The sequence below is a fragment of the Arthrobacter sp. CJL-S3 genome, from assembly GCF_056711635.1.
The window spans coordinates 2,468,434-2,491,069 of record NZ_CM160046.1 but is presented as its reverse complement, the minus strand read 5'-3'; the positions used below and the strand labels follow the sequence as shown (position 1 = coordinate 2,491,069).

23 protein-coding genes are annotated in these 22,636 nt (G+C 65.6%); 11 read left to right on the top strand and 12 right to left on the bottom strand.

Annotated features, from left to right (window positions below):
* Positions 1 to 502 precede the first annotated feature (502 nt).
* Positions 503 to 1,150: an endonuclease/exonuclease/phosphatase family protein gene (locus AC06G6_RS11350; protein ID WP_479822083.1), complete on the top strand. Its 648-nt coding sequence runs from the start codon at positions 503 to 505 to the stop codon at positions 1,148 to 1,150.
* Between the two features lie 625 nt (positions 1,151 to 1,775).
* Here the strand turns inward: AC06G6_RS11350 and AC06G6_RS11345 are convergent.
* From AC06G6_RS11345 to AC06G6_RS11320, 6 genes are all read right to left on the bottom strand, one after another.
* Entirely contained in the window at positions 1,776 to 2,231 is a 456-nt protein-coding gene (locus AC06G6_RS11345; RefSeq protein WP_479822081.1) for a hypothetical protein, read from the bottom strand.
* A 309-nt stretch (positions 2,232 to 2,540) separates the two neighbouring features.
* Positions 2,541 to 3,863: an alpha-amylase family glycosyl hydrolase gene (locus AC06G6_RS11340; RefSeq protein ID WP_479822078.1), complete on the bottom strand. Its 1,323-nt coding sequence runs from the start codon at positions 3,861 to 3,863 to the stop codon at positions 2,541 to 2,543.
* 256 nt (positions 3,864 to 4,119) lie between these two features.
* Positions 4,120 to 4,914, bottom strand: coding sequence for a hypothetical protein (locus AC06G6_RS11335; protein ID WP_479822074.1), 795 nt, complete (start codon positions 4,912 to 4,914; stop codon positions 4,120 to 4,122).
* A 222-nt stretch (positions 4,915 to 5,136) separates the two neighbouring features.
* Complete coding sequence (locus AC06G6_RS11330; RefSeq protein ID WP_479822072.1) at positions 5,137 to 5,616, bottom strand: DUF2087 domain-containing protein; 480 nt, start codon at positions 5,614 to 5,616, stop codon at positions 5,137 to 5,139.
* 41 nt (positions 5,617 to 5,657) lie between these two features.
* A complete protein-coding gene (locus AC06G6_RS11325) occupies positions 5,658 to 6,533 on the bottom strand; it encodes a PhzF family phenazine biosynthesis protein (protein WP_479822070.1) in 876 nt (291 codons plus the stop codon).
* 110 nt (positions 6,534 to 6,643) lie between these two features.
* Positions 6,644 to 7,411: a hypothetical protein gene (locus tag AC06G6_RS11320; RefSeq protein WP_479822068.1), complete on the bottom strand. Its 768-nt coding sequence runs from the start codon at positions 7,409 to 7,411 to the stop codon at positions 6,644 to 6,646.
* 388 nt (positions 7,412 to 7,799) lie between these two features.
* Between AC06G6_RS11320 and AC06G6_RS11315 the strand changes: the two genes are divergently transcribed.
* The 7 genes from AC06G6_RS11315 to AC06G6_RS11285 all read left to right on the top strand — a co-directional run bounded on the left by AC06G6_RS11315 (position 7,800) and on the right by AC06G6_RS11285 (position 14,114).
* On the top strand, positions 7,800 to 8,405 hold the full coding sequence (locus tag AC06G6_RS11315; protein ID WP_479822066.1) for a cysteine hydrolase family protein: 606 nt from the start codon (positions 7,800 to 7,802) through the stop codon (positions 8,403 to 8,405).
* Positions 8,406 to 8,567: 162 nt separating this feature from the next.
* Positions 8,568 to 10,190: a helix-turn-helix transcriptional regulator gene (locus AC06G6_RS11310; RefSeq protein WP_479822064.1), complete on the top strand. Its 1,623-nt coding sequence runs from the start codon at positions 8,568 to 8,570 to the stop codon at positions 10,188 to 10,190.
* Positions 10,191 to 10,352: 162 nt separating this feature from the next.
* Positions 10,353 to 11,441, top strand: a complete 1,089-nt coding sequence (locus AC06G6_RS11305) for a class I SAM-dependent methyltransferase (protein WP_479822062.1) — start codon at positions 10,353 to 10,355, stop codon at positions 11,439 to 11,441.
* Positions 11,442 to 11,684: 243 nt separating this feature from the next.
* Positions 11,685 to 12,308 carry a carboxymuconolactone decarboxylase family protein gene (locus AC06G6_RS11300; RefSeq protein WP_479822060.1) on the top strand — a complete coding sequence of 208 codons (624 nt, stop codon included), beginning with the start codon at positions 11,685 to 11,687 and terminating at the stop codon, positions 12,306 to 12,308.
* 66 nt (positions 12,309 to 12,374) lie between these two features.
* The gene (locus AC06G6_RS11295; protein WP_479822058.1) at positions 12,375 to 12,767 is read left to right on the top strand and encodes a VOC family protein; all 393 of its coding nucleotides are present in this window, start codon (positions 12,375 to 12,377) and stop codon (positions 12,765 to 12,767) included.
* A complete protein-coding gene (locus AC06G6_RS11290; RefSeq protein ID WP_479822056.1) occupies positions 12,733 to 13,317 on the top strand; it encodes an N-acetyltransferase family protein in 585 nt (194 codons plus the stop codon). The genes AC06G6_RS11295 and AC06G6_RS11290 overlap by 35 nt, the downstream gene beginning before the upstream one ends.
* 128 nt (positions 13,318 to 13,445) lie before the next feature.
* The gene (locus tag AC06G6_RS11285; protein ID WP_479828639.1) at positions 13,446 to 14,114 is read left to right on the top strand and encodes a DNA alkylation repair protein; all 669 of its coding nucleotides are present in this window, start codon (positions 13,446 to 13,448) and stop codon (positions 14,112 to 14,114) included.
* 12 nt (positions 14,115 to 14,126) lie between these two features.
* Here the strand turns inward: AC06G6_RS11285 and AC06G6_RS11280 are convergent, their stop codons facing one another.
* The 3 genes from AC06G6_RS11280 to AC06G6_RS11270 all read right to left on the bottom strand — a co-directional run bounded on the left by AC06G6_RS11280 (position 14,127) and on the right by AC06G6_RS11270 (position 17,860).
* Positions 14,127 to 16,001 (bottom strand): HNH endonuclease signature motif containing protein, encoded by a 1,875-nt coding sequence (locus AC06G6_RS11280; protein ID WP_479822054.1) that lies wholly within the window; start codon positions 15,999 to 16,001, stop codon positions 14,127 to 14,129.
* Positions 16,002 to 16,210: 209 nt separating this feature from the next.
* Complete coding sequence (locus tag AC06G6_RS11275; protein WP_479822052.1) at positions 16,211 to 17,113, bottom strand: diacylglycerol kinase catalytic domain-containing protein; 903 nt, start codon at positions 17,111 to 17,113, stop codon at positions 16,211 to 16,213.
* Between the two features lie 9 nt (positions 17,114 to 17,122).
* Positions 17,123 to 17,860: an SPFH domain-containing protein gene (locus AC06G6_RS11270; protein ID WP_479822050.1), complete on the bottom strand. Its 738-nt coding sequence runs from the start codon at positions 17,858 to 17,860 to the stop codon at positions 17,123 to 17,125.
* A 430-nt stretch (positions 17,861 to 18,290) separates the two neighbouring features.
* Here AC06G6_RS11270 and AC06G6_RS11265 point away from each other — a divergent pair, with 430 nt between their 5' ends.
* Positions 18,291 to 19,025 carry an NUDIX hydrolase gene (locus AC06G6_RS11265; protein WP_479822048.1) on the top strand — a complete coding sequence of 245 codons (735 nt, stop codon included), beginning with the start codon at positions 18,291 to 18,293 and terminating at the stop codon, positions 19,023 to 19,025.
* Between the two features lie 21 nt (positions 19,026 to 19,046).
* Here the strand turns inward: AC06G6_RS11265 and arr are convergent, their stop codons facing one another.
* Together arr and AC06G6_RS11255 are read right to left on the bottom strand one after the other, a co-directional pair.
* The gene (arr, locus tag AC06G6_RS11260; protein ID WP_479822046.1) at positions 19,047 to 19,472 is read right to left on the bottom strand and encodes an NAD(+)--rifampin ADP-ribosyltransferase; all 426 of its coding nucleotides are present in this window, start codon (positions 19,470 to 19,472) and stop codon (positions 19,047 to 19,049) included.
* Positions 19,473 to 19,502: 30 nt separating this feature from the next.
* Positions 19,503 to 19,922, bottom strand: a complete 420-nt coding sequence (locus tag AC06G6_RS11255; RefSeq protein ID WP_479822044.1) for a cupin domain-containing protein — start codon at positions 19,920 to 19,922, stop codon at positions 19,503 to 19,505.
* Positions 19,923 to 20,112: 190 nt separating this feature from the next.
* On the opposite strand from AC06G6_RS11255, the gene AC06G6_RS11250 reads away from it, so the two are divergent.
* Entirely contained in the window at positions 20,113 to 21,537 is a 1,425-nt protein-coding gene (locus AC06G6_RS11250; protein WP_479822041.1) for a phenylacetate--CoA ligase family protein, read from the top strand.
* Between the two features lie 66 nt (positions 21,538 to 21,603).
* On the opposite strand, the gene AC06G6_RS11245 is transcribed toward AC06G6_RS11250, so the two are convergent.
* Entirely contained in the window at positions 21,604 to 22,092 is a 489-nt protein-coding gene (locus AC06G6_RS11245) for an SRPBCC family protein (protein ID WP_479822038.1), read from the bottom strand.
* Between the two features lie 267 nt (positions 22,093 to 22,359).
* Between AC06G6_RS11245 and AC06G6_RS11240 the strand changes: the two genes are divergently transcribed.
* Entirely contained in the window at positions 22,360 to 22,575 is a 216-nt protein-coding gene (locus tag AC06G6_RS11240) for a hypothetical protein (protein ID WP_307465534.1), read from the top strand.
* The last annotated feature ends 61 nt before the right edge of the window (positions 22,576 to 22,636 follow it).

Sequence of the window (22,636 nt, the reverse complement as noted above, 5' to 3'; positions counted from 1 at the left end):
TGGCCCAGACATGTTCGTCGACACCCAGCGCATCCACCCCTGCTGCTCCGGTCACTTGTTCAGATCGACATGGGACAATTCGTTGGGAAGGACCTCGAAGGCATGCGCGGCTGGCGGAAGTTTCTAAGCTTTCGACCGGTATAGCGGGCAGCGAGGACATGGGACGGATCCACTACAAGTCAGACGGCGGTCGCGTCCTTGTCAGTGTTCACGTCAAGCAGGACGATAAGCTCCGCCAGATAGAACGACTTCGTTCGATCTGAGGGCGGAACTACCACCCACCTGCGCGCGGCCACCCGCTGTGGTTATCAGCCTGTGTCGCGGCGTCAGCGGGACTGCAGTGGCGGACCCGACGAGCCTCCTGTGGCATCGCGCGGCTGTCGTGGCGTCGCCCCTTACCCCTGAGTCGCCGCGGGGGTAAGGGGCGCCGGTAAGATGCCATCAGCACCTTCGCCGAGCACAAAAAAGGAACCCAGTGCGAATCGTCTCGTGGAACTGCTCTATGGCGTACTACAAGAAACGGCACCTGATCGAGGCGCTGCAGCCCGACGTCGTCGTACTCCAAGAGGTCGCCAAGAAGGACATTTCCGCGGCTGAGCAACCCTTCGCCGCATGGACCGGCAGCAACCTGAACAAAGGTCTCGGAGTTATTGGATTCGCCAACGCGCGCTACAAAATTTCAGAACACGCGGATCCCAATTTGCCCTGGCATCTTCCCTTTTCGATCGACGGCCTAAATGTCATTGCCCTTTGGGCGCATCAGTTGAATCGCGATCTAAGGTATGTTCGCGTCACCCATCAGATAGTCGACCGCCACGCCGGATTCCTTACCGGCGGCAACGCCTTGCTCATGGGGGACTTCAACAGCAACACAGTCTGGGACAGGACGCATCCGGGCAGGAACCACAGCATGCTGGTCGAAAAGCTTTCTGGGCTTGGGCTCAGCAGCGTCTACCACCGCGACGCGGTGAACGAGCAAGGGGCGGAGCCGACGAAAACGTACTTTCACACCCGGAACCTCCGCTTCGGGCATCACATTGACTTCGCATTCCTGAGCGACGGCATCCCGGCCGATCTTCGAGTAGGAAATTCCGAAGACTGGTTGGCGCATAGCGACCACATGCCGTTGATCTTGGACATCGCCCAGTAACAAGCGGGTTTTGAGGCGCCGAAGTCTGCTCGGCAACCTTGCTGCGCGCTGCACCGAACTGGCGGCGGCAAGTGGAGACTTCCCGCGAGCCCCGCCTGGACTGACCTTCGGGTCTTTCCTGCGCGTGGAGAAAAGGACCATCTTGCCTGTCCACGGGGTGGGACTAGGCCAAGGCCACCGTGAAATTAGTGGACAGGGGAACGGTCCTCAGGACCAAGTAGCCTGTACATCTACATCTTTCCTCCTCCTCTACCGACCGGAGGAACTTTCCCCGCTGAAGCCCCAGAGTAGCCACTCTGGGGCTTCACGCGTCTCCGAAACTCCGTGTGAGATTCCACGCTACGTGTTCATTTCCTAACCTAAATGGTCACGGTTCACAGAAGTTGGCCTACCCACGCCTGCCGAGCCTTCCCCCGGCAAGCCTCCGGCGGCGCTGCTAACGGCCACCGGGAAGGAATGGGAGCGAGGGCAGCCCGACTGCGCCGAGCTGGAATGTGGCGCCGGCCCAAGACGTTCCGATCACTGCCGAGTGGCTGGATGAGGACGACATAGACCGCAGACTCCTGAGCGACCGCTGGGGTCGGCCCGTCCCTGGCGAAGGACCTGAAAATTGGCTTGAAGCTGATCAACGCCCCCGTAAGAGCCTGACTGTCTGCACGAGGATGCCTAGGTAGAGAAATAACGCGAAATAGTTTGGCCTCATTCCCTCCGTATTCAAGGTGTCCAGGAGGTTGGTGACGGCAAGTGCAAGGCCGATGCCGGACAGGGCCAGCGCCGCAATAGGGGGAGCCAGGGATTTGCTGCGTCGTGCTGCGATGTTCCAAATCCCGACTCCGAGCAGGCCGAGAATGAAGAGGATATTCAGGGCGTCGAATGTGACGACTTCGACCCTCTCGCTCTCGCTGAGGGTATCGATGAGAGAGCCGTACTGCATGTACAACCAGACCATGCCAAACGCGGCAAGGGCGCCCACTACAAGTAGCCCGACTCCGATGCTTGTCCGTCCCTTACGGGAGCGCCTGGCGTCCTCAGGTTCCGCAGCAATGGCCGGGTAGCCGAGGCGTGGATATTCAGTGCTCATGTGAGTTCCCCTCGAGAGTGCAGGGAGTACCCAATGCCCCCCAGCTGGGAACAACGTAACAGCCCAGGGGACTATTTGGTGCCTAAAGTCACTGTCAATCGAGGAAATGGTCCAACTTTGCAGAATGGTCCCAATAGATCGGAATCACAACCACAACGTAGTCCTCGGCGATCAACAAAAGGAGAAACACCCCCGTGCATCCGGGCGAGCCTTTTCGCCCGGGACCCGACGTCGACATTCTTCCAATCGCGCTGATGAGCGAACCCAAATGGGATTCGGTAATCGAGTGTGTCTGTCCTCGTCACCGTCTTAGCCGAGGACGGCCCACCCTCGCGGCGGGACCATGACAGCTTTCGCACCGACATCCAGTGCCGCCTGACCGGCGAGCACTGAGGCGGCGCCTGCCGAGCTGATCCGCTGGGTGTCATGCGAGAGATTCAGAGCGACCACGAGTGCATCACCGTCGAGCGCGACGCGGTACACAAGCACCTCGTTGGCGAGCTGGAGGACTTCCGTGGTTGCTCGGTGCAGCCACGGGTTCCGTCTCCGCACCCCGATGAGCTCCTGGTGCACGGCGAAGATGGGTCCTCCCAGCGCCGAGAGCTGGTCGGGGGCGGACGGGAAATGCGGCCTGACGTCGTCGTCGCCCCCTGCCCTGTCCTCCTTGACGCCCCGGTAGCCCTGCTCGTCGCCGTAGTAGATGGACGGCGTTCCGCCGACTGTGAGCAGGACGACGACGGCGTGCGGCACGAGCGCTGCATCGGTGAGCTTGCTGGCGATGCGCGTGACGTCGTGGTTACCGATGAAGGTGAGCGGTACGTAGGAGGCCAGGAGTGCGTTGTGTCGTTCGAAGGCGGCTGCGAGTTCGTAGAAGTTCGCGTCGTTGAGGGAACTCCAGACAGCCTTCCAGAGCTCGTATTGCGTGGCGGAATCGAGTCCGCCGGACCGAACCTCCGCTGCGTAGTCGCCGTGGATGTATTCGCCCACAAAGTACGCGGCCGGATGGGATGACCGGACGCGTGCTGTGGCCTGGGCCCAGAACGACGACGGCACGGCGTAGGCGGCGTCGAGTCGCCAACCGTCCGCACCACGGCGCAGCCAGTGCTCCATGACGTCCACCACGAAGTCGGCGACCGCCGGCTCCTCATGGTTGAGCGCGACGAGGTGGTGGTGGCCCTCGAAGTCGCGGTACGTCGGTTCGACGCCGGCCGCGGCACCGTTGGGCCACTCCAGCGAGAACCAGGAGGCGGTGTCCGCCGCCTGCCCGCGGGCAAGGACCTCCTGGAACGGCGCGAAGGAACGCCCGGTGTGGTTGAAGACGCCGTCGAGGAGTATGCGCAACCCGCGGCGGTGTGCCTCCGCCACCAGGGTGTCGAAGTCCTGCTCGGATCCGAGCCGGGGATCGATCCGAAAGTAGTCCGTGGTGTCGTAGCCGTGCGTCTCCGATTCGAAGATGGGGCCAAGGGCGAGCCCCGATACCCCGAGTTTTACCGCGTAGTCGAGCCACGGGACGAGGTCCAGCAAGCGGTGTTCAGCGGCGGGTTCCGTAGTTCCGGTCTTCTCAGCGCCGACGAAGCCGAGGGGATACACGTGCCACCAGATGGCGTGTTGGACCCAGTCAGGTTCGTTCATGGCGATGATGCCTTCCGTCCGTTTCCGGCCGGCCGAGAGGCCGGCGGGCTGGCCCGGGCGGGGCCGGCGTCCCGTCTAGCCTATATCGACCGGGAGGCGGCCGCCCGGTGTTGAGGTGAGAGCCGGTGCTTGAGCACCATGCTGTTCTCGTAAACCCGGATTTCCTCTGGGGTCATACTGTCGAGCTCGGTAGCGCCTTTCGAGCAGTGCCCAGTAAGACGGGCTTCCTATCGGGCCGGCGTCGGTATCTTCGCCGTCACGGTGCGGTCTGCTCGGCCGGTCCCGAATCCGAGGGCACCTCCGGCTCCGGAGTCTGTTCAGTTTCTGGGGCGAGGTCTCCCGGCATGGTGTCGCTTGATTCGTCGGCTCCCGGGTCTTCAGTTCCGGCCGAGCCGCTGTCCCCGAGGCTGGGGCTGCCGTCCGTTGTCAGGCCGCCTTCTTCGTTGGCGTCTTCCTCGACTTGCCCAGGCACTTCCTCCAGGTTCTCCGCCGATTCGTCTGTTTCGGCGGGGACCGTCGGATTGCCGGTCAATGCTTTGCCCAGCGTCGTTGTGTGCCCGGTCGCACCGCCGTCGATGCTCGACGTCGACGAGACAAGGCTGGAGATGGGCTGATTGGTTCCGAATTCGACAGCGGTCACACCGACCATCGCGACAACGAATGCGGCAGCACTGACCACCCCGACCCTGATCCAGGTCCTGGGGGTGAACTTGCTCCTCCCACGTTTGGCTCGAGGTTCGTCGCTCTGGGCCGGCGCGCTGGCGGGGAGCATGTCGCCGTCGTCAGCGGGAAGTCCGCCCGTGCGTCGTTGGGGGATCTTCTTCAAGGCTACGGTGGCCGCCGAACTGAGTGTTCGGGCATAGAGCGCGGCGCCGACCGTGGCAACGATCGAGCCGAGCGCGGCGCCGATTAGCGTCCCGGCAACGCCGAGAAAGGACCCCACCAACGCAGAGGTCACCGCGGCCAGAGCCGATCCAATAGTCTGGGCGCCACTGAGTCCGAGGAGCTGTTTGGGCTTGTCTTCGATAGTGGAGTCTGCAGGCATATTCACAACGCATTTCAGTCAGGGAATGTTACGAATAGATAACGTTACCTGCCTGCGGCTGGTTCTCCACGGGGGCCGTAATTATTTGAGATGCTTCTCACCCGCAAAACGAGCGCCAGGGTCCAGTCCACTGCCGCCTCCGGTGGAGGTGGAGAAGGATCGATGATCCACGGACATCGGGATGTTGTTGGTGGGCACGGCCGGCGGGGCCGGGCGTCGCTTCCAACCCTATGTTTCGTCGTGCCGTGAGTAGGAGGAGCCGGAGGGCGTCCGTTCCAACAGTCCGAAGTCGATCAAGTAACGGCGCAGCAATGCGACGTCATCGGAATAACTGAGGAGCCGTTCATTTACCTGCTTTTCCGTTAAGTGCTCGCCGGGCTCGATGGCTTCGCTGACAATCCAGGCGAGGAGCTCCCGCCGCTCCGTCGTGTTGGCCGGATACCGCTCGATCCTGCCCAGTCGCATGAAGCGAGCCACCCCGGTCTGCGCCTGTCGTCGGGGTTGCTGCGTGAGCAGGTCGCTGAAGATCGCCTCGGACGCCTCCAGTTCGCTGGCAGCATTCCGTTCGACGAGCCCGGACTCCAGCAGGGCGGCGATGGCCCTGTCTCGCCGTCGGGCATTCAGCCCAGCAGCCACTTCGGGGAGCCTGGCGCCCAGCACGATTTGTGCGTAGGCGGTCCGCGCGTCCTTGTTGGCAAGGGCTGCCACCACTCGCCGCCAGTTCGGTCCGCTTAGCCTTGTCCCTCCGGTCACAGCGTTTTTTCCTTGCTCGGGATCCGGACGGCACCGCCGCTGACGACTGCTCCGCCGGCAGCGGGAATGTCCACTGTGAGCAAGCCCGGCCGGCCGACGTGCCGTCCCTGGTGGATCAGGACTCTCGACGGAGGCTCGACCAAGCCCAGGATGCGCAGGTAGGCGCCGACCGCAGCCGCGGCGGCCCCAGTTGCGGGGTCCTCCGTGATAGCGCCCACCGGGAACAGATTCCGGGCTTCGAAGTCGCCGTCGGCAATGCGGTGCAGGATCGTCACCGTTGCGGCCCAGCCCTGTTCGTCCATGAGGCGGCGCATTGCCTCCGGATCGAAGCCAAAGGAATCGAAAAGGGTACGGTCGGCGAAGACCAGCACCGGATGCCAGTTGCCCGAATACGAGATCCGCGGCGGATAGGCCGGATTGAGATCGCCCACCCCGACGCCGAGCAACCCGAGGAGTTCAGCCAGGACGGCGTCGTCGAATTCGGCCACCTGTGGCTCAACGGCGGTAAACGATGCGGTGATGTCGGCTCCTTCGCCCGCTGTCTCTATGACGACCGGACCGACAGGGGTGTCGAAGGTGAATGATCCAGCCCCGTCGCGAATGCTCAGTGCCACGGCCAACGCAATCGTCGCATGGCCACAGAATGGCACCTCGGCGATCGGCGAGAAGTACCGAACCCGGCTCCGACGCGGGTCGCCGTCGACGCCCTTGTCCGTCACAAAGGCCGATTCGGCATACCCGACGGCGGCCGCCACCGCCAGCATCCCGGCTTCATCCAGGTGGCGGGCATCCAGGACCAGCCCGGCAGGATTGCCGCCGTCCGGCGTCGAGGAAAAGGCCGCATAACGCAGGACCTCGGGGGTGTTTTCCATACCCCCGATCCTCCCATGTCAGGTCACGTTCAACGCCTACTCCATCGTCACCAAGTGGCAGGCAGGCGCCCGGGAGGCCCATGGACCCCCGCCTCCGGTAGTCCGGTGGCCTACTTCCGGGGAACGCCGGCGGCGGTCTCCGCGGCCGTCAGCGCCGCACCGAATGCCCCTACAGCGGACCGGTAGTTCGCCGGGTTGCCTTCCGATTTTGCCTGCTCGGCGTTCCGCCTCGCCCTGATCATCGCGGCAGTAGCGGGGAAAGCAGTGTCGGACATCGCCGGAAAGTCGAACTGCAGGTGCGGGTCAACCTCATAGGCCAGCCACCGGCTCTCCAGATGCTCATGCTGTGCTGCAATGGCGCCAAAGGCCTGCGCGTCAACCAGTGACAGCCCGGCTAACCTTCCAGGGGCTATGCCAGCGGCCTCTTCGGCTGTCCGGGTCGCGCCGCGCTGGCGTTGCAGCGCCTGTGCGGCGCCCAGCCCTGGTGGGCCCTTGATCCGGTGCTTTAGAACCATGTTGTTTTCGTAGGCCCGGATTTCGTCCGGTGTCATCCTGTCGAGCCCAGCAGCGCTTTTATTGACGACGTCGGCAGGACCTCTGCGACTGGCGATGCTGCTGTCCGGGACGGGAAACACGTACTTGCCTCCCAGGAAGCCCGCGAGCAAAACACCCCAGAGGGTCCAGTCTGGAAGGCCTGCCGTGCCCGTCGACCCGGCAACAAAGAAGGCGGTCGCGTTGGTTACGGCCTGCCCCGTGGTGAATCTCATGCGTCCGAGGCGCCGCACCCTGCGGTGCCGGGTGAGCTGTCGGTAGTGAAATGAACGTGCTCTTGCGATCCAATCGCGTGCTTGGTTCACCAGTTGCGGGCTTTCAGTCATGATGACGAGGCTACCGGTCGCCACAGACACTCGACGGATGCCGAGGCGGCGTATGCGCGATCCCGTGCAGCTGATCGGAAAAGTTCTGGTCTGGTTTGACGGCGGCCAGGCGGATCCGGTGCACAGGGGTCGCGACGTTGACGAGCCGGACGAATGGTTGCGGCTGCGGACACATCCACCGGCTGGAGCCGTCGCTGTTTAAAGGCTGACGGCGGCGTGGGCCGTCGGAGTGGGGAGCAGCCGACCAGGACGGGTACCCAGGACAAGGACCGGTTCGGGCTTCAGCGGCTGGCGGGGACGGACCCTTGTTCTATGGAGTGGCCGCAGCTACTCTGACCTCGACCGTCGGCACTGCCGCGGACGGTTCGCGGCCGACCAGGAGGATGCCTTGAAGCTTGATCCGAACACCACCGCCGTTGTACTCATCGAATATCAGAACGACTTCACGTCCGAGGGTGGCGGATTGCACGACGCTGTCCGACCGGTCATGGAAAAAACGGACATGCTCGCCAACACGGCTCGCGTTGTAGAGGCGGCCCGTGCAGCCGGGGTCACGGTAATGCACGCACCAATCATGTTTGCCGAGGGCTACAACGAGCTTGGCAAGCACCCGTACGGAATCCTCAAGGGGGTCGTGGACGGTGGCGTGTTCGTCAAGGGAACCTGGGGTGCAGCCATCATCGACGAGCTGGCGCCGGTCGAGGGCGACATCGTCATCGAAGGCAAACGGGGTTTGGACACGTTCGCAAGCACAAACTTGGACTTCATCCTGCGCAGCAAAGGCATCACCACCATCGTTCTGGGCGGGTTCCTGACCAACTGTTGTGTCGAATCAACCATGCGCAGTGGCTACGAGAACGGATACCAGGTCGTCACGCTGAGTGACTGTGTCGCTGCAACATCGGTTGAGGAACACGACAACGCGATCGCGTATGACTACCCGATGTTCTCCACCCCAATGACTGCCGAGGAATTCTCCAGCCAGCTCTCCTAGCCCTGCAGAAGAACGAAGGCCGCACTGTCAGGCGCAAGGCCATGGTGCGGCCCTTGTTTTGACTCCGCTCTGAACCGGGTGTCCCGCCGGTCACCAGCATTGCCCCCGGGAGCGGCTCGACCGGCGGCTATCCGCGGCGCTACCGTTGAAGTGGTGTCTGGGATGGACGACTTAGACGGGTTGCTCGCCACGGCGCGGACGGCGTACGCCCGCGGTGACTGGCATGCCGCCTACCGGCAGCTCACTCAGGCCCGGGAACTATCGGAACTGGAGCCGGGGGACCTGAGTCTCCTGGGCAGAGCCGCGTGGTGGCTCGGGCAGATCAAGGAATCGCTAGAGGTTTCCGAGGACGTCTACCACCGCTTTTTGGACGACGGCGACGCATCCGACGCGGCCATGAAGGCCCTGCACCTGGGGCTGCTGTGGTTCATCCGCGGCGATGTGGTCATCGCTTCCGGTTGGGTGAACCGTGCCCGGGGACTACTGCAGGATCTTCCGGAAGGTCCGGAGCACGGCTATCTGCTCTACCTCGATGCCTGCCTCTCGCTTAGTCTTGCGGACCTGGGCCCGGCGAGGGAGACCGCGGCCAAGTTGCAGGATTTGGGCCGGAGCCTCCGCGTCCCCGCACTTAAGTCCTTCGGTCTGGTGCTCGCCGGCCTGGCAGACCTGCGCAGCGGCAAGACCGCCGCGGGCTTTGCCCAGTTGGACGAGGCAATGCTTCCGGTCGTCGCCGGCCGTCTTCCGCCCGAATGGGCAGGAGAAATCTACTGCACCGTGATCCACGCGTGCCACGAGCTGGGCGACCTGCACCGGATGCGCGCCTGGACCGACGCCACCGAGCAATGGGGCGAGCAGTTCGTGGGAGACGTGGTGTATGCCGGCATCTGCCGCATCCACCGGCTGCAGCTGCTGAGCATCGAAGGCGGCTGGGACGCGGCGGAACCTGCAATCGAGCAGAGTGGGGCGCAGCTCGTGGGCCTGAACAACTGGGTGGCGGGCGAGGCCTACTACCAACTGGGCGAAATACGCCGGCTTCGCGGGGACAGCAACGGTGCTGAGAGAGCTTATGCCCGGGCTTCGGCGTTGGGAACCGAACCGCAGCCGGGGGCGTCGCTGCTCCAGCATGCCGCCGGAAAGAACGAGGCCGCGTGGGCCGGCCTTTGCGCCGCCTTGGCCGGGCGGGACCGGCTGGCATGCGCACGGCTGCTGCTCTCCGGCGTCGAAATCGCCCTGGCTCTCGGACACTCTGATGAGGCCGAGCGGCTCTGCGCCCGGCTGGAGGAAACCGCATCAATGTTCGCCACCGCCGGCTTCCGTGCCTGGGCCGGGCACGCCCGCGCCGCCATACTGATCGCACAGTCCCAGCACGCCGAGGCGTTGCCCGTGCTACAGGCCGTCGTGCATGAGTACCGGACCCTGCACGCCCGCTACGACACGGCCAGAGCCTACGAACTGCTCGCCCAGGCGCACCGCGGGCTGGGACAGAACAGCGTGGCCGCCGCGGACTCCGCGACCGCGCTGGCGATCTACAGCGAACTCGGTGCCCTGCCGGATGTCCGCAGGCTCGACGGCGGCCGGCTTCCCGGCGGGCTGACCGAGCGCGAGGCGGACGTGCTGGCGTTCACCGCCGCGGGAGCCAGCAACAAGCAAACCGCCGAGGCATTGTTCATCAGCCAGAAGACAGTCGGCAGGCACCTGGCGAACATTTATGCCAAGATCGGCGTCTCCTCGCGCACGGCCGCCGCAGCCTGGGCTCACGACCACGGCCTGAAGCGGCGCCGCTAAATACCGCTGCCGTCCGGCCAGCACCTGCCAGACGGGCGTCTGCATGATTCGCCCCATGGACTCCGCACAGAACACATCGTTCGCCCGATGCCGGCGGCAGGTGGCAATTCCTACGCTGGAATCAATCAGGCACAGACGCCTGTAGCAAAGAAAGGAACAACAATGACCATCGAGCTGGAAACATCACTGGCGGAGTTCGACGCCGAGGCCTCCAGTGCTTTTGCCGGACGCTTCGTGGGGATCCTGAACGATGCGGCGACCGCCCTGCTGACCAGCGTCGGGCACCAGACCGGCCTTTTCGAGACGCTGGCCGGCCTGCCTGCCGCCACCAGCGAGCAGATAGCCGACGCCAGCGACCTCAACGAGCGCTATGTGCGCGAATGGCTGGGCGGAATGACCGCGGCGCGCGTGGTCCACTACGACCCTGCGGCCGGGACGTACTGGCTGCCCCGCGAGCATGCTGCCGTCCTGACCAGCGCCGCGGGCCCGGACAATATGGCGATTCTGATGCAGCACATTTCCATGATGGGCGAAGTTGAACAGAAGATCATCGAGCGTTTCCGGCACGGCAGCGGGCTGTCCTACGAGGACTACCCCCACTTCCACCGGAACATGGCCCAGACCAGCGCCGCGGTGCACGACGCAGCACTGCTGGACGTGATCCTGCCGCTGGTCCCCGGTCTGCCTGCGCGGCTGAAGGCCGGCATCGACGTCGCCGACATCGGCTGCGGCAGCGGCCACGCGATCAACCTCATGGCCCAGGCTTTTCCCGCCAGCAGGTTCACCGGCTACGACTTCTCCGAAGGAGCCATCCGCGCCGCCCGCGGCGAGGCGGAACGGTTGGGACTGGCGAACGCCAGCTTCGACGTCGTTGACGTGACCGGCCTCGACGTCGAGGCCCGCTTCGACGCGGTAACGGCCTTCGACGCCATCCACGACCAGGCGCATCCGGCGGCGGTGCTGCGCAACATCCACCGGGCGCTGCGGCCGGACGGGGTCTTCCTGATGGTGGACATCAAGGCGTCCAGCAAGGTGGAGGAGAACATTGCGCTCCCTTGGGGCAGCTACCTGTACGCGATCTCAACGTTCCACTGCATGAGCGTTTCGCTCGGGCTCGACGGCGACGGGCTGGGCACCGTCTGGGGCGAACAGCTCGCGCAGTCGATGCTCGCCGACGCCGGCTTCGCGAACGTGGAGTCCAAGGACATCGAATCGGATCCGTTCAACGCCTACTTCATCGCCAGAAAGTAGCTCGCTAACGCCAAACCCAAATCCGATGAGCCCCGGCCGTACCGTTGAACTGCTCCCCGGAAGTTGGAACTGAGAATCCAGTTCTGACTTTCGGGGGGGCAGTTTCATGTCTGAAAGCAGCTCGCGGGTGATTCATTTACAAACGCCAGGCACAAGGCCAAAATGGGTCAGAATCGCGGCCCCCACTGCCGGGAGGGTCAGCGCCGACCATTTGCCGCAGCAGGCCAATCTGAGGAGCCTCCGATGACGATCCTGAGAATGACGCCCGAGGCCAAGGCCTACGGCCTGACGGCGGAGATCTACGACGCCGACCGCCGAACGCTCGGCTACGTCCCGAGCCATACGAAGGCCATGAGCCTGAACCCGGAGGCCTACCTCGCCTGGGAGTCCCTCACCCGAGCCATCAGCTCATCCTTGGGCATCCGCCGTTACGAGTTGGTGACGCTGGCAGCGGCCCAGGCCATCGGATCCGGTCATTGCAGGCTGGCTCACGGGAAGAAGACGCTCAGGATAATAGGCGAAGAGCAGTTGCGTGCCATCGCGAAGGACTTCCACTATGCGGGCCTTCCGGAGGCGGAGGTGGCCATGATGGACTACGCGGTAAAGCTCAGCACAGATGCGGCTTCCATGACCGAGAGCGACGCGCAGCGACTGCGCGACGTCGGTTTCAGCGACCGTGAGATCGCCGACATCACCTTGGCAGCGGCCGCGCGAAACTTCTTCAGCAGGGCATTGCTGGCTATGGGCGTCGACTTGGACGTCCCCGAAGGCATCAGCGACGAGCTCCAAGACGCGCTGCTGGCACCGCTGGTCCGGGTTCATCGGCCCGGGTCCGGCGTCGACTCCGGCGATTCCGGAAATGATTGAGTCCGGGGATAAAGCCTTCCAATTCTTCTCCTTTTCAAGGGATGCGAGCCGTAATACGCTCCCGTCATGGATGCAAAACTCTTTGCCTACCTCAGTTACCCGGATGCACCGGCTGCACTGGATTGGTTGCGGCGGGTTGGCTTCGACGTGGTCCGCCGCCAGGCCGGGGCCGGGGGCGAGGTCCTCCACGCAGAAGTTCGCCTCGGAGACGTTGTCCTCATGGTGGCCAGTGATGATGCCGAGTACCAGCGACCCGGTTTGATCGGTCGATCTACCGGCCGGGGGCTCTACCTGCTCGTGGACGACGTCGATGATTTCTACCGCAAGGCCGTGGCCGCTGGGGGAACGAGCGTGATCGAGCCCGAAAGCACTGAGTGGGGAGCTCGTCGCGCACGAGTGCTGGACCCACAAGGACAGGAGTGGAGTGCAGGAACTTATGAACCCGGACTCGCCCCATAGCAGGCGGCTCGGCGTCATCAGCCGTCCGGGCCGGGGATTCTGGCAGGATGTGGTGATGCCGTTCACGCTGCGCGAGCCCGCGCTCCCCGACGCACCACAGATCGCTGAATTGCACGTGGCCTCGTGGCGGGAGACGTATTCTCATCTGCTCTCTGAGGACTTCTTCACCGAAGAGCATGTCCAAAGTCGCTACCAGATGTGGAGTCACATCCTCGGGAATCCGCGTGCCGAATGGAGCATCAGGATTGCGGAGTGCAGAGGGCAGATCATCGGTTTCGCGTTCTTCGGCCCCAGCTTTGGACCGGAAGGCCAGGAACTTCCGCGCGATCGTCAGTTGTTCAGCCTCTACGTAGCGGCAGAGCGCTATGGCACCGGAGTAGGACAGGCGTTGCTTGATGCCACGGCGGGGGACGGTCCCGCCATGTTGTGGGTTGCCAGGGACAATAATCGGGCGGTGGCGTTCTATCGTCGCAACGGGTTCGAATTTGATGGTGCGGAGCAGACCGACCCCGGTGCTCCAGCGATTGTCGACGCCCGCATGGTCAGATAGGAACAGTCGCTTGCTCGCCACGTCCGGTTTGCAGCCCGATGCGGGACGCTGCCGCCGTGCCTGTACAACAGGGGATCGGCTTCCGTCGTAGGCTGAATCTCTGACCTAATCGACAGGAGGCCGAAGTGATGGAGACGACGGTAGCCGAGGTGATGGCCGAGCTGGCGCAGCTCGAGGACCCGAGGGCACGCGAGGTGAACGAGAAACACGGTGACGATCACGGTGTGAATCTCAGCAAATTGCGCGCTCTGGCTAAGAGACTGAAGACACAACAGGAACTCGCGCGCCGGCTGTGGGCGACAAATGACACCCCGGCGAGACTGCTGGCGATCCTGATCTGCCGCCCGAAGGCGTTCGAGCCTGACGAGTTGGACCGCATGCTGCGTGAGTCGCGAGTACCCAAGGTGCACGACTGGCTCGTGAACTACGTGGTCAAGAAGAACACGCAGTGTGAACAACTGCGCCTGGCCTGGTCCGCCGATCCGGATCCCGTGGTGGCGAGTGCGGGCTGGGCACTGACCACCGAACGCGTGGCGAAGAAGCCCGAGGGCCTCGACCTCGCCGGACTGCTCGATGTCATCGAGGCGGAGATGAAAGACTCTCCGGATCGCCTGCAGTGGGCAATGAACCATTGCTTGGCTCAGATCGGGATCGAGCACGCAGAGCACCGCACTCGTGCCATCGACATCGGTGAGCGTCTCCAGGTGCTCAAGGACTACCCGACCTCCCCGGGCTGCACGTCCCCGTTCGCGCCCAGCTGGATCATCGAAATGGTGCGCCGACTGCCCGACAAGTAGAAGAGTTCAGGCTCAGGTCCGGACATCTTCGTGAGCAGCCAAGAACGCGGCGACAAATGTTTCGGCCACCGACACGGCTTGGACGCCGATATGGCCGGACACTTTGGAACGGGCAGGCCAGCCCCGATCGTGCTTACCTGTCGGGGGGACTTCGTGCCCGGCCGTGACTTCGTGCCAGTCGGGGAAGGGATCCGGCGGCAGTTCCAGGTTTGGGTCCGAGTCCAGGTCCGCGGGGAGGTCCAGGTCGGGATCCCAGCCGGGATCCGCGGGCAGGTCCAGTTCGGGATCCCAGCCGGGTTCCGCGGGCAGGTCCAGACCGGGATCCCGACCGGGATCCGGGGGCAAGTACTGGCCCGGTCCGTCGTCCGCGGGCGGGCCTTCTTCGTCTAAGCCGTCGCCGTCGGGCTGGAGGTGGGGTGGCCAGTCGGGTGGTTCCCAGTCCTGCTGTTCGCTGGGATAGTACCGGCCGGAGGGCGAGGTCCAGCCGGGTGGTTTGTCTTTGCTGGCCCCGGAGGGGGTCCAGGCGGAGCCGTGTTTGAGGCCGTGGTGCTTATGGCATGGCTGGCCGAGGTTGGTGATGCCGGTGGTGCCGCCGTCGGCCCAGGCCAGGAGGTGGTCGGCCTCGTTGTCCAGGGACTGGTTGTTGCATCCGGGAAACGGGCATCGGCCGTCGCGGAGGTGCAGCCAGAGCCGCATGGCCTTGGTGGGGCGGTAGTTCGTCCGTCCGATTTCCAGCGGGGCGCCGTCGCGGGGGTCGGTCAGGACGCGGTGGAAGGACTCCGCGCCGTCGGCGAGCAGGCGGCGGGCCATCGACGGCGGGATCGGCCCGTATCCGTCCAGCATCGCCGGTTCGTCCCCGGCGCCGAGCAGGGACAGGACCGGGACGGTGATCAGGACCTGCGCCCGCGGGACCGGCACCTCCCCGGTTAGACCGTTGCCATCAGCGCCGCCGTTGCCGTCGGCGCCGGCACCGGGGCCCAGGAGCAGGGAGGCTGCGACGTCGGCGCGGAGCTGGGTCAGGGTCCGGGTCTCCTCCGGGCCCTGGAGGGCGCGGGCGGCGGCGGTGGTCCGTTCCCAGATCCCCGCGGCCGTCACCGCCGGCAAATACGCGGAGAACCAGGCCATCCCGTCCCGGTCCGGGGCGAACTCGACCCGCCGGTCCTTCGCGGACTTGGCATGGCGTTTCTCGATGCTGTCCGGGTGGTGGCGTTCGCGCCAGGTGCGGGATTTGGCGCGGAACCGGCCCGGGACGAGCTCCCCGGCCGGGCACCCGCGGGCCGGGCTGGGCGCGTCGGGGTCCAGGAAGTGCGCTTCCAGCGCCGCCGCCCCGGCCGGGCCCAGGTCCGTCGTTTCGTCCACCATGATCCGGGCGTGGGACCAGGAGATCGTCCCGGCCTGCAACGCCTCCAGGGTCAGCGGCAGCTGCGTTGTCAGGGCCTGGCTCTGACCCAGCAGGGCACCGGCGGCGTTTTCGCTCACCGTCAGGACACACGCGACCTCGGCGACCATCGCCATCTCCTGGACGGTGTGGTCATGAAGGGACGCGGTCGGGGACGCCATCGCCCGGGTTGCCTCCGCGTAATCAGCGGTCAGATGCACCTTCAGCGCGGCCGAACTAGCTTCCAGAACGGCCCACCCTGAGAGCCCGTCCAGGCAGGAATCCGCCCGATCCCGCAACGGATCAGCCCACAGCGGGTCAGACTCGGCGTCCCGGGACGGAACGGCGCCGGACTGATCAATCCCGGACTGATCAATGCCGGACTGATCAATGCCGGACGGATCAGCGTGGTCTGCCCCGGCGCCGCTGATTGCGGTCAGCGCGGCAACGGATGCGGCGACAGCCGCCAGGGCCGCCCTGCTCTCCGCACTCCACACTGTGCTTTCCATACCCGCAGATTATCGGGTGGCTACGACAATTTATGATCGCCCGGACCCAGCGGATGCTTCACTGCTGGAATACCACGGTGCCTCCCGACGTCGGCCTGAACAAATCGCGGAACTGAAGGCTCAGCCCGGGGCTGCATCGCCCTGAGCGGGGCCAATTTGGCCTCCGATTGAGGCGCCGACCACTCCTGACGCGGACCAGCCTGGCCAGCTTAAACATCCACCAGCCGCAGCGGCCGTTCCCCCAGCTGCACCAGAATCTCCTGCCCCCAGGACGCGGTGAGCCGGTCGTCCTCCATGCCGTCGCCGAACACCACGAGCTGATCGGATGCCACGGTGACGCGCAGTGCTTCGCCCGCGGCCAGCATCCCCTCGGTCAAGGAGGCTCCGGTGATGGGGGAGGGCCAGGCCTCACGGACGAACCACGCGAGCCGGGGATCCGTTGGTGCGGGCAACGCGCGTCCTCCGCGCTCCAGGGCGATGGAGGCGCACCAGCCCGTGGCGCCTGTGCCCGTGGAGACGATCAGGCCTGAGGAAGAGTGGCGTTCGGCCCGGCCGTCCGGGGTGGTGAGTTGGTAGCGGGCCGACTGGTGCGAGGCGTGCCCGATGAATACCTCGTTGAGCCCCGAGAGTTCCTGCCCGTCGTCGAGCCGTGCTGTCACTGTGGCGAGTTCCCGGCAGCGCAGCCGTTTCACCGGGCCGGCAAGGCCGGCCTCCCTGAGCAGCTTCGCCGCCGCGCCGGGCGTGTGCCGGACCAGGACACCCGGATTCGCCCCCGGTTCCGGGTCGATCCCGATGACGGGCTGGCCGTTGAGATACTTCGCAGCGTTGGCCACGAGCCCGTCCTGGCCCACCACCGCGATGATGTCCTCCGGGGTGAGCAGGAAGCGGCTCAGGTCGGCGCGTTCCACCTCGGCATGACGCCACTCGCCCGGAACCGCGGCGCGGACGGTCGCCAGGGCCGCGGTGAGTCTGTCATGGCGCTCCTGCACCTCCTGGAGCGTGCGGCCGCGGGTCCGCAGGAAGAATTCGGCCTGGCCGCGGGTGGCGTGCCGGTCTAGGAGTTCCTGGAGCTCGGTGCGCCGGTGGACGATGACGAGACGGGGGTTTGCCATGACCGGATGCTACTTCCCGACCCGGACGGCTGTCGCAGCCCTGCCGCCGGCCGCAGCAGCCGGAGCCGGGCTGGCCGCTGGCTCCCTGAACAGCCCGGCGAGCGCCCCGCTGAGCAGGTCCGGGGTGATCGTGAGGTTCCCGATGTTGGGCAGTGATGCGGCAGCGTCGCGCAGGGCCAGCGCCAGCAGGGTGGCCTGTTCCACGTCCCGGTATACGTCCATGGTGGAGGCCTCGCGTGCCGCGGCTGCCTCGCCGACGAGTCGGATCTGGTTCGCTTCCGCGGAGGCGTTGATGCCCTGGCGCTCGGCCGAGGCCTGCGCCTCGATAAGCCCCGCGGCGGCTTTTTCCTCGGCCTGACGCCGTGCGTTGGCGCCTTCCTGGGTGACCAGGTGTTCGCGGCGGGTCGCCAGTTCGATCTGGCTCGCCATTTCGTTTTCGGAGATGGTCCGTTCGCGTTCGACGGCGACGGCCCGGCGCTCGTACACGGCCCGGTCCGCTTCGGCCTGGAGCTGTTCCCGGACGGGCGTCTGCAGTGCCCGCTCGACGTCGGCTTCCGGCCGGACCGCCAGGACCTGCACCGCAAGGATCTCGATGCCGGTGGACTGGAGCCGGGCGTCCGCACGGAGGGCTTGGGTGAGAATGCTGCGGAGCTGGCTGACTCCGCGTTCCAGCGCCTCGGCGAGCGTCGTGGTGGCGATCTGGTCGATGGCGTGGCTCTGGCACAGCTGGCCGATGATGGTCGCCACCTGCTCCTTGCCGGTTGCCTGGGCCGAGCCGCCGGCTGGAGGCCGAAGTCGAGCCGGGTAGAGACGGACACCGGGTCGATGAAGCGGTAGGTCACGTTGGCCTGGACGCTCACGTCCTGGTGGTCACGGGTGATGGCGTGGAAGAGAGTGGGCAGTTCCTGGTCATCCACAGGAACCTCGCTGAGAACGGAGTTCGCCGGCCGGAACCAGAAGGCCTGGCCCACGCCCTGGTGCCGGACCTGGCCCTTCTGCAGGTGGACGACGTGGCCGGTGGGGCTGCCCAGGAAGTGGCTGATCCAGGGGTAGCGCTTGATGCTGGCCATGGGATTCTCCTAATCCGTTCAGTATTGTCGTCAACTTGACGATAACCAAACCCTAGGGGCACCTCCGGCTTATTGTCAAGGTGACGATAAGTCCCTACTATGGGTTCATGCCTGAATCCCACCCGGCGCCTGCCTGCTTCCCGGTGACGGTCGACGTCGCCGCCCTCACCGTGGTCGACGACGTCCTGAACGTCCTGCTGGTCACCCGCCTCATCGAGCCCTTCCGTGGCAGGCTCGCGCTGCCGGGCGGTTTCGTGCTGCCCGGTGAGGACCTGGTGACGGCGGCGGGCCGGGAACTGGCGGAGGAAACCGGAGTCGAGCAGGTCCCTGGCCACCTGGAACAGCTGGGGAGCTACGGGCCGCGGGGGCGGGACCCGCGCGGGGATGTCCTCACCGTGGCCCACCTCCTGCTCGCACCCAACTTTCCCGTCCTGTCCGCCGGGAGCGACGCCGAACACGCCGCTTGGTACCCGGTCGGCCAGGTCTTGGACGGGGAATTGGAGCTCGCCTTTGACCACGGGCGGATCCTCGCGGACGCGGTGGAGCGAGCAAAATCGAAGCTCGAATACTCGCCGCTGGGGGCAGCCTTCTGCGGCGATGAGTTCACCGTCGCGCAGCTCCGGACCGTGTATGAGGCCGTCTGGGGCACGCGCCTGGACCCCCGGAATTTCCACCGCAAGGCCACGGGAACGCCTGGTTTCCTGGAAGAGACGGGGCGGATGACGACGGGTGAGACGGGCCGCCCGGCGGCGCTTTTCCGGCTGGCCGCCGCCGCCCGTCCGGCCGCTGGTCAGCCGATCAGGGCGGTGCTCAACCCGCCACTCATGCGGCCCCGTGACTGACGCCAGGGACCGCGCGGGGGTTCAGTTGATTGCCTCGATTCCAAGCCGCTTGAGCTCTTCAAGGTGGTCCCGCATGTTCTTCAGCGCCTCGGGGGAGTGCGGCTGCCAATCCAGGATCTCGTCAACTACCCGCAGCGGCGCCTGTGTGCGGTAAGACCTCGTCGGGTTGCCCGGGAACTTCTTGTCCGTCAGATTGGGGTCATCCTCAAACGGGCCCGTGGGCTCCACACGGTAGATCCTGCCCTGACCCTCGCCCACCCCGAGTTCCGCTCCCCAGGTGGCCGCGTCCAGCGTGGCAGTCAGGTAGACGTAGTTCGCGCTCCTGCGTCCCCCGAAATTCGAGGTGTGGCCGGGTTTCAGCAGGTCGCCAGGCTGAAGGTCAGCCTTCGTGCCGTGGTAGAAGGGCCCGGGGTCTTTGGCCCCCGATGATGGTCGGTGGTTCTCCATGCATACGCTCCTCGGAGTTGGGCTCCCATCCTAGGTGGACGTTTCCAAGCCTGGCAGTTCTATTCCGTGGTCCTGGGCGAACTTCACGATGTTTGGCATCATCACCGCGCTCTGCTCCTGCGCCTCCTTGGCGGGCGTGAAGGCCACAAACTCGCACCCGGCGAACATGATTGGAATGTGCCCGGGCTCGATGATGAACGCGTCACCGGCCTCGAAGATCTCCTCGACCCCGTCGCTTCTCCGGACACCGAACTTCCCTTTCAGCACATAGCCGAGGTGGTTGGCCTGACACTGATCATTCGGTGCACCCTTGAAGAACGGCGCCTGATCCATGTCGACAAAATTGCTTTCCAAAGTTACGGTCCAGTCGCCGATCTCCTGCTCAAAAACGTCCACGTAGCCTGGGAACGATTGGTGTGAGGAAGCGGTGGCCTTCGATACTTTCGACATCTCTTCTCCTTTAGCGCGGTGACTCGTGCCCGGCCGGTGTGCCTCGGCCATCCGTCCCTGCCCATGGTAAGAATTGCCGTGCTGCGCTCCCAGAGACCAAGGTCCCCCGTCTCCCGTCACTCAGGAGCAGCAGGACTCCACCTGTCCAAGGCCTCTGTTCCGGGGTGAGGATGAGATTTAGAGTCAGGCCATGGAGACACGACGGCGGTCGGTGGCGGGGGACCGGGCGAGGAGCGCGGCCTGGGTATGGTGGGACGCACTCCGGGCCCACCGGCAGGGCCCGGCAGAGATCCGGCGCCGGCAGACGGCCCGCCTGGCCGAGTTGGTCGCCTACGCCCGTGAACACTCTGCCTTCTACCGCGACCGGTACCAGGGGCTGCCCGAGCACATCGACGACGTCACGACCCTGCCGGTGACAAACAAACGCGAGCTGATGGCCCACTTCGACGAGGTGGCCACCGATCCGGCAGTGACCCTGGCCGGGGTCCAGGAGTTCGTGGCGGACCCGGTCCGGATCGGGGGCCGGTTCGCCGGAAAGTACCTGGTGGCCACCACTGCCGGCACCACCGGAACCCGGGGCATTTTCGTGCTCGACGACCGGTACTGGGCGGTGACCTCCGGGCTGATGGGCATCCTGGCCGCAAAGTGGCTGTCCTGGCGGGACGTGCTGCGGCTCGTGCGCCGCGGGGCCCGGTTCGCCGAGGTGGTTGCCACCGGAGGGCACTTCCTGTCCGTGGCCGCCAGCACCCGGGAGCGACGGGAGAAGCCACGGCGTCACCGCAGCCTTGGCGTGTTCTCGGTCCACACGCCCATGCCCCGGCTGGTGGCCCAGCTCAACGGCTTCGGCCCGGCGCTGCTTGGGGGCTACGCCAGCGTGTTGCGCCTGCTGGCCACTGAGCAGCAGGCCGGGCGGCTGCAGGTGCACCCGGTGCTGGTACTCAGCACGGCCGAGGGGTTGCCGCCGGACGAGCGGGACCGTTTGGAGCTGGCCTTCGGGGCGGTCGTGCGGGAGGTCTACGGATGCACCGAGTCCGGCTACTCCGCCTACGGCTGTGCCCAGGGCTGGCTGCATCTGCTCGAGGACTGGGTGATCGTCGAACCGGTCGACGCCGACCACCGCCCCGTGCCGCCGGGCACCGTCTCGTCCACGGTTCTGATCACGAACCTGGCTAATCGCGTCCAGCCGATCATTCGTTACGACGTCGGCGACCGCGTCCTGGTCAGGCCCGATCCTTGTCCGTGCGGGGACCCGGCACCGGCGATCCGGGTGCAAGGGCGGGCCTCGGACGTGCTCAGCTTCCCCGCCGCGGACGGCAGCGGCGTGGTGACGGTCCCGCCGCTGGCGCTGGGGACCGTCGTCGACCGGACCCCGGGGGTGGAGCTGTTCCAGATCGTCCAGACCGGCCCCACCAGACTGTCCGTGCGGTTGCTCCCGGACGCGGGCGCGGACCCCGAACGAGTCCGGGCCGGCGTACGGGAGGGGATCGCCGCCGTGCTCACCAACCTGGGTCTGGCCAACGTCACCGTGGAATCTGCGCCGGAGCCCCCGGAGCAGACCACCGGCGGCAAGTACCGCACCGTGATCCCCCTGCCGCAGAGGCCGCCGTCGCCATAACCGGTGAACGCGCCGATGGGGCCGCGCCCTGAGGGACCGGCAGCGGGACCCGGCCGAGGGCGGCGGTCAGCTATCAGTGCGGGATGCGGAACCGGGCCGGAGATAGTCCCGCAGCAAGGGGAACTCCGTGCGCACGTGGGCATCCAGGTCCGCGGTGAACCCGGGCGTGAAGTACAGGCGCAGCAGCGGGTCCAGCGCGCGGCCGATTCCCGGCCACCCGGCGGTGATCGTGTGGCGAACCGACACCCCGCCCGGCACCGCGGAGAGCTGCAGAGACAGCCGCGCCGGGAGTGGCACGAGCTTGCGGAAGCGCCACACGAGCCTGCGGCCCGGCTCGACCGCCTCCACCACTCCGCGCAGGCGCAACCGGCGCCGGCCGATGAACTCGTCCATGACCACCACGTCACCCACCCCGCCGGTGGCCCGCCCCAGCACGTGGAGCTGCAGGTGGGTGCCCGGCCACCACCTCCGGTACTGCTCATCGGTGCAGGACACCATGAAGTCGGTGACGTCACGGCCCGTCAAACCCGGCACGTCGACCCTCGATTCGATCACCAGCATCGGTGCCCCTTGGCTGTTGTGCGACCTTGATCCCCGCGCCGGCCTCTGAGTTAGATCTTGCTGCCGGAGGGCCTAATTTTCCACCGAAAACTGAAGTTCTTTTTGGGAAGGCACGGCACCCACGAAAATAGAGGGACTCTGGCCCTAGTCTTCCTCCCGGGCAAGGCGTTAACTTGTGGGGCTGGGGCGAGCACCATGACCTCTGGCAGCGCGCCATGATCACCCCGAACCGCACACCGAGAAGGAAGGCGGCATCGTCAGATGCACATTAAGGACCATTGGGACCGTCTGGACCCTGCAACGCGGAAGTGGTTTATCGACAACCCCGGATGCCAGATCCTTCCCAGGACCATCACCGCGGTTGTCTCCAAGGCGGCGGGCGAGGATCTCGCCAGTGGGCAGCACGGCGAGACGGTCATATCCCAGGAGGACCATGACTTCATCCGTTCAAAGGCGGCCGAGGTCTCGAACGCCTGAACCACCTCGACGTCGTAACGCTGACACGAAAGGCGCATCTCTATGACAGAGATGCGCCTTT